This window comes from Paraglaciecola sp. (assembly GCF_039964565.1).
In the GTDB taxonomy this organism is placed as follows: Bacteria; Pseudomonadota; Gammaproteobacteria; order Enterobacterales; family Alteromonadaceae; genus Paraglaciecola.
Window position 1 is genome coordinate 167,618 of the sequence record NZ_JBDVXF010000030.1, and the last position, 15,235, is coordinate 182,852.

At 40.8% G+C, this 15,235-nt stretch carries 12 protein-coding genes; 9 read left to right on the forward strand and 3 right to left on the reverse strand.

The window, feature by feature from the left end:
- The first annotated feature begins 48 nt into the window (after positions 1-48).
- From ABJK37_RS13975 to rluF, 8 genes are all read left to right on the forward strand, one after another.
- On the forward strand, positions 49-1,515 hold the full coding sequence (locus ABJK37_RS13975; protein ID WP_348354932.1) for a glyceraldehyde-3-phosphate dehydrogenase: 1,467 nt from the start codon (positions 49-51) through the stop codon (positions 1,513-1,515).
- An 88-nt stretch (positions 1,516-1,603) separates the two neighbouring features.
- Positions 1,604-2,125: a thioredoxin-like domain-containing protein gene (locus ABJK37_RS13980; RefSeq protein WP_348354935.1), complete on the forward strand. Its 522-nt coding sequence runs from the start codon at positions 1,604-1,606 to the stop codon at positions 2,123-2,125.
- 72 nt (positions 2,126-2,197) lie between these two features.
- Positions 2,198-3,325: a M14-type cytosolic carboxypeptidase gene (locus tag ABJK37_RS13985; protein ID WP_348354938.1), complete on the forward strand. Its 1,128-nt coding sequence runs from the start codon at positions 2,198-2,200 to the stop codon at positions 3,323-3,325.
- 76 nt (positions 3,326-3,401) lie between these two features.
- A complete protein-coding gene (locus ABJK37_RS13990) occupies positions 3,402-5,072 on the forward strand; it encodes an AGCS family amino acid carrier protein (RefSeq protein WP_348354941.1) in 1,671 nt (556 codons plus the stop codon).
- Positions 5,073-5,157: 85 nt separating this feature from the next.
- Entirely contained in the window at positions 5,158-5,484 is a 327-nt protein-coding gene (locus tag ABJK37_RS13995) for a zinc ribbon domain-containing protein (RefSeq protein WP_348354944.1), read from the forward strand.
- A gap of 3 nt (positions 5,485-5,487) precedes the next feature.
- Positions 5,488-5,781 carry a DUF1315 family protein gene (locus tag ABJK37_RS14000; protein WP_348354947.1) on the forward strand — a complete coding sequence of 98 codons (294 nt, stop codon included), beginning with the start codon at positions 5,488-5,490 and terminating at the stop codon, positions 5,779-5,781.
- Positions 5,771-8,584: a DUF349 domain-containing protein gene (locus ABJK37_RS14005; protein ID WP_348354950.1), complete on the forward strand. Its 2,814-nt coding sequence runs from the start codon at positions 5,771-5,773 to the stop codon at positions 8,582-8,584. Before ABJK37_RS14000 ends, ABJK37_RS14005 begins: the two co-directional genes overlap by 11 nt.
- A complete protein-coding gene (gene rluF, locus ABJK37_RS14010) occupies positions 8,581-9,315 on the forward strand; it encodes a 23S rRNA pseudouridine(2604) synthase RluF (RefSeq protein ID WP_348354953.1) in 735 nt (244 codons plus the stop codon). Before ABJK37_RS14005 ends, rluF begins: the two co-directional genes overlap by 4 nt.
- Before the next feature lie 106 nt (positions 9,316-9,421).
- On the opposite strand, the gene ABJK37_RS14015 is transcribed toward rluF, so the two are convergent.
- Positions 9,422-10,135, reverse strand: coding sequence for a 2OG-Fe(II) oxygenase (locus tag ABJK37_RS14015; protein WP_348354956.1), 714 nt, complete (start codon positions 10,133-10,135; stop codon positions 9,422-9,424).
- A gap of 218 nt (positions 10,136-10,353) precedes the next feature.
- Between ABJK37_RS14015 and ABJK37_RS14020 the strand changes: the two genes are divergently transcribed.
- Entirely contained in the window at positions 10,354-10,602 is a 249-nt protein-coding gene (locus tag ABJK37_RS14020; RefSeq protein ID WP_348354959.1) for a DUF3297 family protein, read from the forward strand.
- 166 nt (positions 10,603-10,768) lie between these two features.
- Here ABJK37_RS14020 and ABJK37_RS14025 read toward each other — a convergent pair whose 3' ends face one another.
- Both ABJK37_RS14025 and ABJK37_RS14030 read right to left on the reverse strand, forming a co-directional pair.
- The gene (locus ABJK37_RS14025; RefSeq protein WP_348354961.1) at positions 10,769-11,221 is read right to left on the reverse strand and encodes a hypothetical protein; all 453 of its coding nucleotides are present in this window, start codon (positions 11,219-11,221) and stop codon (positions 10,769-10,771) included.
- A 70-nt stretch (positions 11,222-11,291) separates the two neighbouring features.
- Positions 11,292-15,098 carry a M4 family metallopeptidase gene (locus tag ABJK37_RS14030; protein ID WP_348354965.1) on the reverse strand — a complete coding sequence of 1,269 codons (3,807 nt, stop codon included), beginning with the start codon at positions 15,096-15,098 and terminating at the stop codon, positions 11,292-11,294.
- Positions 15,099-15,235: the final 137 nt, after the last annotated feature.

Here is a 15,235-nt window from a genome sequence, read left to right on the forward strand (position 1 = left end):
GAATGCCCGCGAATTTTGAGATGACTATCGGGAATTAGGCAAAAAGTTATGAATCAGCAGTTAGAGCAAGAACTCATAAGTAGTTGGCAAGAAAGGCAAGAATATGCAGAACAAATGCAGCCAGTATTGGGGAAACTATATCGTAATCGAGCCATAGAAATTTCGGTATATGGTCGACCATTATTAGGCGCCAGTGCTATTGATATAATTAAAGCTCACCGTACTGTTAGATTAAAAGAGCAAAGCAAACTTAGACTGAGAGAAAGTTGGCCATTGTTGCAAGCGCTAAACGAAATGGAGTTGGCTCCGGCTCACATTGACTTAGGAAGACTCGCATATGCCTATCATTATGACCCCGCATTCAAGAACCAGTCTATTGAGGAGTATCTCAGTACTCAACTCAACACTATCGTGAATGCCAAAGACCAACAAAAATCACAAGATGTGGTGTTGTATGGGTTTGGCAGAATAGGGAGACTATTGGCAAGGTTACTCATTGAAAGGCAAGGAACTAATAACAAGTTGCGGCTCAAAGCAATTGTTGTGCGTGGTGGCAAAGAAGGTGATTTAGAAAAACGCGCCAGTTTATTACGACGAGATTCTGTGCATGGGCCTTTTAACGGCAGTATTACAATTGATGTAGAAAAAAATGCAATTAAGGCTAACGGCTCTTATATTCAGGTAATCTATGCCAATAATCCTACAGAAGTCGATTACAGCAAATACGGTATTGAACAAGCAATTGTGGTTGATAATACTGGGATATGGCGTGACCAAGAGGGCTTAGGACAACATTTACAATCTAAGGGAGTTAAGAAAGTTCTTCTCACGGCGCCAGGTAAAGGTGATATTAAAAATATCGTATATGGCGTAAACGACAAAGACATATTAACTGATGACAAAATCTTATCTGCCGCAAGTTGCACAACTAACGCAATAACACCTGTACTCAAGGCCTTAGATCAAAAGTATCGAATTGAAAGTGGACATGTTGAAACTGTGCATTCCTACACCAATGATCAAAACCTTATTGATAATTTTCATAAAGGTGATCGCCGCGGAAGAAGTGCTCCTTTAAATATGGTTATTACAGAAACAGGGGCCGCAACCGCTGTAGCGAAGGCATACCCAGAGTTACAGGGTAAATTGACTGGTAGTTCGATTAGAGTGCCGACACCCAATGTATCTTTGGCGATTTTGAATTTGCATTTAGGTGAGTCAACAGATAAAACTGCTATCAATGAATATTTACGCGATATTGCGTTATTTTCGCCGTTGCAGCATCAAATTAACTTTACCGCCTCTAAAGAAATTGTATCCACTGATTTAGTCGGTACACGGGCGCCTTCCGTGGTGGATTCTCAAGCAACCATAGTGGCTGGAAACCGCGTAACTTTGTATGTTTGGTACGACAATGAGTTTGGTTATAGTTGTCAGGTAATGAAAGTGCTGCAGCATATGGCTGATTTAGTTTACCCTACCTTGCCGGAGCCTTTGCCAAGTAAATTAGGGTAAGGATTCTAACAACAATTTATTCTAGCGATAATGCGATAAAGGCTCGCTTCGGCGGGTCTTATTTAGTTCAAGGAAAAAGGTCCTATTTTTGAACAAAACGTATCACAAATTTAACGTATCTAAATGGCTCACGTTACTGAGAGATATTGTAGTGTTGGTTGCAGTATTTTATGCAATGAATAGTTGGCAATCGCGAAATTTGCTTGATGTGGATACTCAAGTGGAATTAAACGAGCATTTGTTGGTGAGTGTGGATGGGGAGGTCAACGGCTTATACGAATCTAACAAACCAACGTTGCTCTATTTTTTTGCTCCTTGGTGTAGCGTCTGTTCTTTGAGCATAGGTAATCTCGAGTATTTAGATGCAGACAAAGTGAATATTGTCAGAGTAGCGTTAGATTATTCAAACGTAGAAGAAGTGCGAAATTTTGCGGATAAACATCATATTTCCAGTCAAATTTTGTTAGGTCATAACGCATTGAAACAACAATTTAAAATTCAAGGTTACCCTACTTATTACATCATGGACCAAGACCAGAAAGTGCTCGCTAAGTCCTTCGGATACTCAACTGCACTGGGACTAAAATTACGACAGTTTTTTTCGGGATAAGCAGCTATCACTGGTCCTTTTTTTTAGCGTTTGTGATAGATTACTCGGGGCAAATTTCCACAGGACCAAAAAGTGAGAATCAGTAGCAATTTTGATAGCGGAAATATTCAAGTTATCCGCGCAGAAGATCCATTAAATATTCAATTAAGTATCCGCAAAGACAACCAATCTGATTTCTATCAGTGGTTTCATTTCAAATTAGAAACGCAAAGTTTTGTTTCCCACCAAATAAAAATTATCGATTTAGACAAATCAGCTTATCCAGGCGGTTGGCAAAATTATCAAGCGGTTGCGTCTTATGATAGACAAGATTGGTTCAGAGTGGATTGTGAATTTGACGGCGAAAACTTAACTATTGCGCACACCCCTGAATTTGAAAATATCTACTATGCCTATTTTGCTCCTTTCAGTTATGAGCGCCATTTAGATCTAATGAGTTGGGCGCAAAAGTCAATCGAGTGCCGACAAGAATTTTTAGGGGAAACCTTAGATGGTAGAGACTTGTCTATGTTAGTAGTAGGTCAACCTGAAGAAGGCAAAAAAGCAATATGGATAACGGCTCGGCAGCATCCAGGTGAAACTATGGCCGAGTGGTTAGTAGAAGGGCTTTTGGAACGGCTTCTAGATGAAGATGATGGTTTAGCAAGACTTTTGATTGATAACGCAGTGTTTTATGTTGTACCTAATATGAATCCAGATGGTGCAGCGCGCGGCCACTTGCGTACTAATGCTAAAGGCATCAATTTAAACCGTGAATGGCAAACGCCTAGTTTAGAAAAAAGCCCAGAGGTATTTTTGGTTAAACAAAAAATGCTCGAAACTGGGGTGGATATGTTTTTGGACGTGCACGGCGACGAAGCATTGCCTTATAATTTTGTGGCCGGTTGTGAAGGTAACCCGAATTATAATGAGCGATTAAATAATTTAGAAAACACGTTTAAGTCGGCATTTGCGGTTGCCACCCCAGAGTTTCAAGATGAGCATGGATACGATAAAGACGAGCCAGGTAAGGGGAATTTAACGGTTGCCGCCAATGCCATTGGTCATGAATTTGATTGTTTATCTTACACTTTGGAAATGCCGTTTAAAGATAATATTAATTTGCCAGATCCGGTTTACGGTTGGTCTCCAGCACGTTGTAAACAATTGGGTGAAGATGTATTGATTGCCATGCGCGCTGTAATTGATATTCTTCGTTAGGAAAATAATCAAATAAAATAACTCAAACAAATAAAATAATTAAAATAAAACGACAAAAAAATTAAGGGGAATATCGTTGGAAGCTTTTCATAATTTATTGAAATCGATGGACGGCATGTTAGGGGGCGCTTGGTGGTTCCCGTATGTGTTATTAGGTACAGGTTTATTTTTTACTATTTACTTAAAATTTCCACAGGTGCGTTATTTTAAACATGCATGGAAAGTTGTTACCGGAAAGTATGATAAAGCAGACTCTCCTGGTGACACGACACATTTTAGAGCTTTAACAACGGCTCTTTCAGGAACTGTAGGTACAGGTAATATTGGTGGTGTTGCATTCGCTTTGTTTTTAGGTGGACCGGCTGCTTTGTTTTGGATGTGGGCAACGGCATTTTTCGGTATGACAACTAAGTTTGTCGAGGTAACACTGTCCCACAAATATCGCGATAAAACCCCAGACGGAACTATGGCAGGTGGCCCCATGTATTACATGGACAAACGTTTGAACATGAAATGGTTAGCCGTAGCATTTGCTATCGCCACTGTTATCAGTTCTTTTGGTACTGGTAATTTGCCGCAAAGTAATAGTATTGCCACAAGTATTGAATCGACTTTTGGTTTTGACCCACTCGTTGTAGGCAGTGTTTTGGGCATATTATTAGCTTTGGTTATTCTAGGTGGTATCACACGTATTGCGGCTGTTACTTCTAAAATAGTACCTTTGATGGCGTTGATATATATAGTAGGGGCTTTAGCCGTAATTTTCGCTAATTTGGAAAATGTTGGACCGGCTTTTGTTTCTGTTTTTGCTGATGTCTTTACTGGGTCAGCTGCGACAGGTGGCTTTTTGGGGGCAACCATTGCTTACGCTTTTAACCGAGGTGTCAATCGCGGTCTGTTTTCAAACGAAGCGGGGCAGGGCTCTGCTCCTATCGCTCACGCGGCAGCAAAGACCGATGAACCTGTAGCTGAGGGTATGGTGTCAATTCTTGAACCCTTTATCGACACTATCATTATTTGTACCATTACTGGTTTAGTGATTCTTTCTTCTGGAGTTTGGAAAGATAAACATTTTAATACCTTTGATCGCAGTGATATGTATATATTATCCGGCGATTACGTTGAATCGAGTCAAGAAGACAAACAAACGCTTTATAATTATATCAATGATATTGAAGGCCATGGCGTCACAAGTTTTAATGGCGAGATTCAAGTTATTAATGGTAAAGCTGTTAGCAAAGGTTTTACTATTTTTAATGCACGTTCATTCGCTGATAATGTTGTTTTTTCGTTAGGTGAGCCTGAGGATAATTTTACCGGTACGTTAAAAGTAGTGGATGGTAACTTAATTAAAGACAATATTATCGTAAGAGGTGAGTCACTAATTCACTCAGCGAGTCTAACCGCGCTAGCATTTACTAAAGGTTTTTTTGGTGAATCAGGAAAATACATTGTATCCGTCGGTTTGTTACTGTTTGCCTTTTCTACTGCTATTGCTTGGTCTTATTATGGCGACAGGGCAATGACGTACTTGTTCGGGCCTCGTTCAGTTATGCCATATCGCGTAGTCTATGTGGCTGGATTTGTCTGGGCGGCAGTGTCTGATACGACCCTAGTGTGGACATTGTCTGCGGTAGCAATAGTGGTAATGACCTTACCTAATTTATTTGGTATTTTCTTGTTACGTAAAGAAATGAAAGAATCAGTAGCTGAATACTGGGATAAATTTAATTCACAAAATAAATAACCTTTAGTGGTTTGAGAAAAGCGCGGCTATCAGTCGCGCTTTTCTATTTCCCTGGTTTTGCATCTCAAAGTTTGGAGTAAAAGACATGGCATTAATAGATTGCCCTTCTTGTGGTAAAAAAATGTCTGACAAGGCGCAGAGCTGTCAGAGTTGTGGTTTTGGATTGGGTACTGCAGATGCCGAAGACATCGCTCGTAAACAAAGCTTAAATAAATATTTAAAAAACCAAAAAATTCAAACTCAATCTATGATTGCTATGCTGTTATTTGTGGCGGGCTTTGGATTTATGTATTGGGGAAGTGCGCAATCGGGTGATTTGCAACATAATCTGGCAATAGGCGCTTCGCTAATCGGTTTCGTTTGGTACATTGTCAATCGTGTGCGTCTTATTTTGTTAAAAAGGTCTGATTAAAAAATGGATAGTTCTGCATTATTAAATTCAATGTCTGAGCCGGTATACCAAAAATTGCTGCAAGCGGTTGCTACTGGTAAATGGCTAGACGGTTCGCCCCTAACCGAACAGCAGCGTGAAACATCTATGCAAGCGGTGATGTATTATCAAGCCAAAAACCTCAAATCAGATCAACACATGACAGTGGGACCTGATGGCGAAATTGTGCATAGAAGTCGAGAATCTCTGCAGCAAGAACTTCAACAAAATTCTAATAACATTCAAACAATAGCGCGGTTTAAACAGGATGATCTTTAAGCACATTTTTCGTTCCAAACATCAAAACCCTGATCCTCAGGTACGCCTTAAAGCGATAGAAAATCTGAATAGTGAAGATCCTCAGCAAAAATCTGTTTTACATGAATTGGCATTTAATGATTCTGATGTGGCTGTGAGTTTGGCTGCGCTACAAAAACTTGATAGTTTTGTGCTGTGGTACAAAATGTCAGAGATTGCAAAAAACGAAAGAGTGCAAAAAAAATCTCAGCAGTATGTTGAAAATACCTTATTGGATAAGCAAAACAATGCTCTTTCAGAGGATGAAAAACGAAAATTCATTCTTGAAACAAAAGATATTCGTATAGTTGAAAAATTGTTGATGCAACCATGGGTGCAGCAAGACACGCCACTGGCGATGAGTTTGTTGCAAAAAGCGGATAAACCACAGTTACAAGATAAACTTTTGTTCGATACTCAAAATGAGAGTTTACAAATTGCAATATTAGAAACTTTATCGGACCAGGCTCAATCCCGTAAGTTGTTGACTAAAATACAGAAAAAAACATCATCGAAGGATATTATAGCGTTAGCCAAAGAGAAACTCGATAGCTGGTTAGCTGCTGAGAAAGCCCCAATGGAAGTTGAACAACAAGTCAAAATGGTGCTATCTCGTTTGCTGGCTTTGAAAGACAACGGGGACTTTTTGAATATACAAGAACAACAAAAAGCACTCATTGAGCAGTACAACCAAATCTCAGAACGTTTTAGCTGCTTGTCCGAACTTAAACGCATAGAGTTTGAACAGAAATTTGCGGATATAAGTGCAAGAATTGAACGTAGTATTGCTTTGATGGAGCCTCAATGGAGAGCGCGGCAGCAAGAGTTGGCCTTAAATGAAAACATCCAAACCTTGGTTCGCAATGTCGAACAATGTTTGGCGGAGGTGGCAACACAGTTAAATACACGTATCAGTGAAATAAGTTCGTCAGAAGTTGATAGTTTTGTAGAAAGAAGTGAGCAACTCACTGCCCAGTTGAATGAGTTAATTAGCCAAGTACCAGCTACCAGATCAGAAATTCATAAACAACTAGAGCAACTCAACAATCAGTTGTTGTCAAGTTTACACACACTATCGAGTCTGCCTGAATTTCAACAGGTGATTAAAGAATGTCAATCATTGTTGCAAAAATTTAATGATTTAACATTGCCAAATGACGCTAGCCAAATTGAAGCTGCTCACGATTATATCAGGGAGCAAAAGGTGATATGGCGTGACACGGTTGCTAACTATCAAAAATATATGCCGAAGCAATTGTCTCAGCAGTGGCACGAAGGACTAAAAAATTGGCAACAAGCAATTAAAACCTTGAAAAATCAACTGGATGGAGACGTTTCTCGATGTAGAAACAAACTGAGAGCGGTTGAAAGTCTTATCAATCAAGGTAAGTTTAAAGCAGCGATGGGGTTGTATCAAAAAGTTCAAAAATGGTATAGCGAGTTGCCGGAGAAGCAACAGGGTTATTTGGAACGCTCTTTTAGTAGCGTTAAAGAACAAATTGAAAACTTAAAAGATTGGCAAGAATACATAGCTGCGCCTCGTAAGCCAGCGCTACTAGTTGAAGTAGAGGCATTGATCGTTCAGCCTTTAGAAATTGAGGAACAGTCTAACGCAATTAAATCCTTGCGTTCACAGTGGAATAGCTTAGGAAAAACCAATTCTGAATCAGACCAAGCCTTAAACGAAGCATTTGAAACTGCTATTGAAAAAGCGTTTGCACCCTGTCGCGAATATTACGATCAACAACAAAAACAACGTGAACAAAACATGGCAGCGAAGCAACAAGTTTTGGTTGACATTAGAGAGTTAGCGGAGCACCAAGAGTCGGTAACTGAAGTTGCGAAATCCCTGAGAACTGTCCAACAAAAATGGAAAAAGATCGGAGAAGTAGACTTCAAGCTACGTAATGCGTTAAACGATAATTATCAACAATTACTTAAACCACTAAGAGATAAGGTGTCTGCTTTTTATCAAGACAATGCTGAGCAAAAACAAGCATTGCTAACCAAAGCTGAAAATCTTTTAGAATTAGAGTCTGTGGATGATGCCATAGAACAAGCTAAAAAATTGCAGCAAACTTGGAAAACCATTGAGCACGCTGGTAGAAAAGCGGAAGCGCAATTATGGCCCGCATTTAGAAAGGCGAACGATATTTTGTTTGCTAAAAAGTCTGAGCTAAATCAACAACACAAAGCGGTGCTCGACCAACAAGTGAGTTTAGTTAAAGAACAAGTTTCTCAGTTTGAAAAGTTATGTAGTAGTGCCCAAGATAACCTAAGTGTTCAAAACGCTTTGCAACAAAAACAAGACATAAACGATGCAATTCTTAGTTTACCTGTACGTGACCGCAAGGCTTTGGAACAAAGGATACAAAAGGTAGTTGAACAGCAGCAGTCAAAACTGACTGAGTTTGCGAAGATGGCAAAAAGTCAAACCTATCAAGCGCTATTTTCTGCATTACAAGAGTGGCAATCCGAAAGCGATATACCTGCCGCTGTGGCCAATTTAAATAAACAGTGGCAACAATGTTTCCGTGAAGTGGATTCAGGTTTAGATCGTCGAGAGTTAACGTTAAAAATGGAAATAGTCGCGCAACTTGACTCACCAAGTGAAGATGCAGAAAAACGTCAAAATATCCAAATGCAATTGATGGCACAAAAGTTACAATCAGGCGATAGCCTTGATTTGGAGGCTTTACTTAAAGATTGGATTCGTGCTGGCGCTTTGCAATCCAGTGATTTGACTTTATTGCAGCGCATTACACCTATGTTTGTGAACTCATGAGTAATCTAATTAGACTGAATAAATTTATCAGTGACTCTGGCTTTAGCTCTAGGCGTGAAGCCGATAAGTTAATTGAGCAACAAAGAGTCAGGATCAATAACCTAGTCCCAGAGTTAGGGACTAAAGTTGCGCCCGGTGATGTGGTGACTGTCGATGGCCAAATCATTCACGCCAGTGCAACTGATAAGACGGATCGGGTGTATATTGCCTATCACAAACCCGTAGGTATTACTTGCACCACAGAGTTGCATATCAAAGGTAATATCGTGGATGCCATTGGCCATAAACAAAGGATCTTTCCAATTGGACGTTTGGATAAACCCTCTGAAGGTCTAATTTTTTTGACTAGTGATGGCGATATAGTCAACAAAATACTGCGGGCTGAAAACGCTCACGATAAAGAATATGTAGTAACAGTTAATCGGCCTTTGACCGAACATTTTATTAAGAAAATGGCGTCAGGTATTCCGATCTTAGACACTATCACCAAACCCTGTGAAGTCACCATGCAAAGTAAGATGGTGTTTCGCATAGTATTGACACAAGGCTTAAATCGCCAAATTCGTCGAATGTGTGAGTACTTAGGATACGAAGTCGTTAAGCTTAAACGTACCCGAATTATGTCGGTACGTTTAGCAGGCCTAAAAGTCGGGCAGTGGCGCGATTTGACTGCAAGTGAAATGGCTGAAATTAACCGTGCCGTTGAAGGCTCGAGTAAAACAGCCGTTTAATCTATGCTGTATCGGGTTTTGTCTAAAATGCAGTCTATCGTAGATCCTCATTTTAAAGTCAAATTGCAACAAACCTCGTAGCCACTAAGCTTCAGCAAAACCTTCGTTATTGTGACCAATACCAACTCGTTACGTTATATCGAAATTGATGGGTAAATTCCTTATTTAGGCTTTTTACCCAGTGTTCTGACCCCTCTGAGGCCGGATCAAATAACACGCAGCGATTGTAAAGCGGTGAGATATAAATAGGCCGATTGTGCTTACCTGAGAAAACAAGTTCGCCACCGGCACTATTACTCCAATCTTTGTTTAAGTATAACAACATACACACTTCTCTTCCGGGTGAGTCATCCGCATGTTCAGAAACAAAGTCACTATTACTCAAGCGAAAATAATTAGTATTAATTAACGGGTCTGCGACGTTTTCGTCGGTTAATCGAACTGTAAAAATTTCTGACAATATAGCCATAAACTCGTTACTTCGTAAGTAGTTTAAAAAGTCGAGGGCAATATTTGTTGATTCAAGATGCTGGACGTTTAAATCTGCAGAATTTATTGCGCTTCGCTGCCATACGTCTCGTTTCACAAAACGCTGCTGGTCGCTGGCGTCTTGCCATTGTTTGTCGTCAACATATAAGGCTGCGTAGGTGTGTTTTTGAGTTTTCCAGTGTTGGGAGTGTTGTAAAATATCCACTACTTTGTCGAGACTTGCTTGATCAAATAATCCGTCAATGACTAAATAGTTTGGAGTAACGCGTTTTAATGTCTGTCGATATTCGCGTATTGCTGAATCGTTTAGTTGTTTTTTATTTAACCACATGCCTGCTGTAACTTATTGGAACTTCTATTCAATCATTTAAAACCAGAACAAGACTGGTTAATTCATAGCGCTAACCTAGAAAAAAATTGCTGAATTAAGTAATAGTAAACTTTGTTTTCGCTAGCCAATTAACAAAATCGTTAATGCATGCTGCATTTCTTGAGCAGCAAATCTTTATTGTCTACAATAGCGCACTTTTATTAAATCAGGTTAACAACATGAAGGATACCAGTTCTCTACCGGCACTACCGGATCGCCTTTCGAGTAATCCCCGCAGTCGATTTTACGTAGAAGAAATTTTCGAACACGATATTGGAATTCGCCTAAATGGCAAAGAACGAAATAATGTTGAGGAATATTGCATCAGCGAAGGTTGGATAAAAATCCCATCCCCTAAAGCGTTGGACCGCCGAGGACAACCACTTTTAATTACGTTAAAAGGTAATGTTGAGGCTTTTTATAGTTAGGCCAGATAACTTAACAATTATCCCACCAATTATTAACTGCTATTGAAGTGTTTTTACCCACTGAATATCACTTCAATAGTAACTTAAAGACTCACTATGTCTCTTTAAGGCTTAGGCACTGTCATTGTTAAAGAGTGGCCGAGTCTACATTTTATACTTACGCAATTCATGGTTGGTTTACAAGTTTCAAGGTAACAGTTTGATCGCGTAACTGTATCTCTTTTCCTTTTTTAGGGTGGGGTGTAACGTCTAACAAAAGTAAACTAAAACCAAAAGCATAAGCTATTTCCGGTTCCCGTTTACGAATCAATTTTATGGTTTTTTTCTTGTCATCCTTATTCGAAATCTCAAGAGACACCAATATTTGGCCGGCCCATATACAGGTAACCCCAGTTGCACATCGCGAGTCTTCTATATCTAATAGCCTTAACGTCAAATCGCGATGTTTTACAACTTTTGAAATATCTAACTTAATTGCAGAGCGTTGCTCTTCATTATTAAGCGAAGCGTTATGTTGAAGGGGAGGTGAGTCTTTAATGCCTGTGTTTTCAACTAAGTTAGAACTTTCTAGACTACATCCCAATAAAATGAATATCGAAAAATACACTATCTTAAACATAAACTTTTTTCTCCAAATAAAAAAGCTCGGACTAAGCCGAGCTTTTTAAGTTTTTAGACATCAAAAATGACTAAGGCGAAGGAGTTGCGCATCGTGGTAATGTACATAACGCCATACATTGGCGCATGTCAGACATACTTATAACGCCATCTCCGTCATTATCACGAGGATCTCCGGGTGATGCAGCCTGGTTACGAGCCGCTCCAATCAAACTGGTATCAGTTCTGTCAACAAAACCATCTAAATTAACGTCGCATCTTAGGGCTTGTGGCACATTGTCACAAGTTAAAGAAACATCGTCAATTTGAGCATACCAGTCCCAATCATCAGAATTAGGATCAAAGTAATGCCAGCGTAATTTAACGTCCGCTTCACCTGCATAATGGGTTAAATCAACCGAAACCACTTCCCCTGTAGTATTCTGAAGGCCACCAACTGGATGGTCTTCATTCCAACTTAAGATATTAGTCCAGCTAGCGCCTCCGTCTGTACTTATATCTAAGTTAAGGAAATCAAGGAAATTCAAGTTCTGATAATCAACAAGATAGTTTAACGTCGCACCAGTCCATCCAGCCAAGCTAAAGGAATTGGAATGTAGTTCAGTATCGAAGTCAGTAAAGAAGTTTGCATCACTATTGGCAGTAGCAGCGTCACCTGAACCGCCAGTAAAGTTACCCCCAATTCCAGAGCCTGCAATGTTTGACCACACAACACCTGTTCCTGCGTTGTCAACAACGCTCCAGCTTGGTGCGATACCATCATCAAAACCAACAGGTGCGGTATTACAAGCGATGTCGGTGACAATTTCGGTACATACACTAGGCATAGCCGGTTTTGGAATATTATCTTCAAGGACTACGTCGTCAATAAAGAAATTACTGTGCGTACCGTTTGTACCTCCAACCGTTCCACCTATAGCAAGTGTATGAACTCCGCCATCGTTATACGGAACAGTTGATAAAACCTGTTCAACATAATTGCCATCAGTTGTATCACACGTAACGGTTCCAATAGCATTACCGTCTATACTCACTTCTATGAAATCAGTGGGCGCATCACAGAGTCCACGTAGAGTTTTCACTGTCAATTCAGTGGCTGAAGAGGGGATAGTTATATCCTGCGTGACACTGCTGGTTACGCCATCAGCTAATCCTCCGATCCACACTATCCAATTTCCAGTAGAAGTGGGTACCGCTGGGCAGCTATTACCCGGACCACAAAGCGGGAATTCCTGTAACCCCCCGAATGTAGATGTTGCTAGCCAGTCGTCGTTCGGTACACCACCTTCAAAGCTCCAGTCGGTAACTATATTGGTACTGTTAACCGAATCAGTTGGAAGGGTACAAGCAAAGCCGCTTTCAACTTGACATGTTGCGGAACAACCGTCACCACCTGTTGAATTACCGTCATCACACATTTCGCCTAAGTCAAGTTGACTGTCACCACAAATCGGTGCAACTTCAGCGGAACACGAATAACCTTCAATACTGTCAACATACCATCCTGTAGTGCCATTACAGCCATCAGTACCAAAGTCGAAACGCAAACGAATGCTATCACCAGGTGAGGCTAACCCAAATAGATCAACTTGAGATTGGCCCCAACTTCCACTTAAGCTGCCACCATCTGCACCCGTGAATGCTTCTTCGCCGCCCATAGGGTTGTCAGTTGGTGTTGTTAAAACGCTGTTGTAAGGGTTAAAAGAGTAGGATGAACCAGGTATTACAACAAATGGACCACCATTAACACTCAACTTAAGGTTACCACCGTCCCAACCTGCTTCGGTGGATACATAGTGGTCAAACGCAACATGAGGAGTAGCTGAAGCTGGAAGTACAATCACAGGGCTGTCAATGTTTACTACACCTGCCTCTGTATCTACCCCACAATCTCCTACTGCAAGGTCAGGAGCAAAGGCTGCAAATCCCCCATCTGCACCAGCAGGTAAATCGTCCACTACTAGCCATCCAGGGCTATCAAAGGTAGCTGGATTCGCTACATCGTGAGAGCTAACAGTCCATCCTGCTGGTAACGCTCCAGACTCAAAATCTTCACTGAAGAATGGTTCAACATCTCCCAGTCCTTCACATAGAGCTGGAGCTTCAGCTAATATTGGAACAAATCCACATTGTGTTGGCGCTGTGCGAAGTTCAACTGCGTCTACAATAGCACTTACTTGTGAGCAATCAGCCGCAGTGATTATTTCTCCTGTAGGCGTACCATCACTTAAATCAGATAAGTCCAATCCTGTTAAAACGCTACACGCGGTTTCAAGGGCGTCAGCATGATCAAAAAAGTTGCTTGATGGAGTCAACATGTTTTGTGCTGCCCAGTGAATATGAGCAGATTTGGTTAGTCCTAGACCTGTATCTGAAAATCCATTAAAACTACCGCCATCTACCATTAACGCATAGGCGTGGTTTGGAACGCCAGAATTAATGTGAACCCCTCCAAAGTCAGTCTCTGCACAGTGATACAGATTATCGGTGACTTTACCCGGATCGCCCGCACAATTGGGGTTCCACATATCACGGAGCGAACCAGTTAATCCAGGAGCGGTTGAGTCTTCTCCCATCAACCAGCGAACGCTATCGTCTCCTGAGCCTTCATCGTAAATTGAACAACTACCATCAGTTCTAGGTCCGTCAGGACTGCTAGTAGCATCACGACCATTAATGCGATCAACTGTTTCACCCCAAATGTCTGAGAAAGATTCATTCAGCGCACCGGACTGCCATTGATATATTAACGAATTCGTATACTCGGTATATGCGTGGGCCCATTCATGAGCAGTCACATCGTCGGTGGTTAACCCGGGGCAGAAAGATATGTAGACACCGTTCCATGAAGCGTTTGGACAGGAATCACCACGGTTAAAAATAGCGTCCATAGTCGCACCGGCATCATCAAATGAATCTCGGCCAAAAGCGTGTTCAAAGAACCAATAGGTTTCCTCAGACGATACAATCATATTATCTGCTTCTACTTCGCTTGTGGGTAGTGGATCTCCCTCAACCCAAAACGGAGTTTCTGGATAGTTTGGACCAGGATGGGCAGCGCCTTCGGCGTCATATGCTCTGCGGTGCAGCGCATCATGGATACCTGTTATTTGGTCAATAACTTCACCATTAATTGCGTCAACATAAACAAATTCACGCACGTTACCAACACCATTTACTACTTCTATTTCGTAGGCTAGATGGTCCTGGCCAGGCGTACCTTTTATCGTGCCTGCTCGAAATACCATTAAGGTAGATGAATTTGTGAAAAGCGCCTGTGGTGTACCCAACCTGTCTTCTCTATTTTTCATAGTTTCTGCGGTAATGGCTTTGGTTGGATCTTGTTCTACCTTTACATATGCTATTCTGGTGGCCTGAGACAAAGTTATAACAGGTTTTGTATCTACTTTGATATCGGTGATAAACTTACCATTAACGGCGACCATTTCACCATTAGCATTAAAATGAGTTCTTAACTCTCCAGCAAAAACCGGCAGGCCTTTGTAGTATTGCTTAAATATATTGTGTTCCGATCCTAATTTATCTTTCTTGGTGTCTACCAAAGTTAATTCAGAATCAAAATCTTGTACCCCAAACGCACTGCCGTAGTCCCGTAGGAATGATACTGACATGTCATTCGTATCCGCCTTAGAGCGACTTCCCGAAGAGCTGCGAGTTTGAGCCTTTACAGGACCCAGTTGTGATGTGGGGGTGAGACGAATAAAACGGGCGTACCCAGTATTTTCATCGACGCTGATTTGAGCTTGACCTGCTCTGTCAGCCATAAGGTTTTCGGCGCCTTTCACTTTTTGAGCGAGTGCGCCAGTTGTATTTAAAGCTAAACACAACATTGCTGCAATTTTACTAACATGATGCATGCTTATTTCCTTGTATTGACGTTGAAATATTAAATTTCCTAAATACTCTGGACAGCTATTACAGGTCTAGTAGGAATTTTATATTTTTATATTTTTATATTTTTATATTTTTGGAACGTAAGTTGTCTTTTTATTTA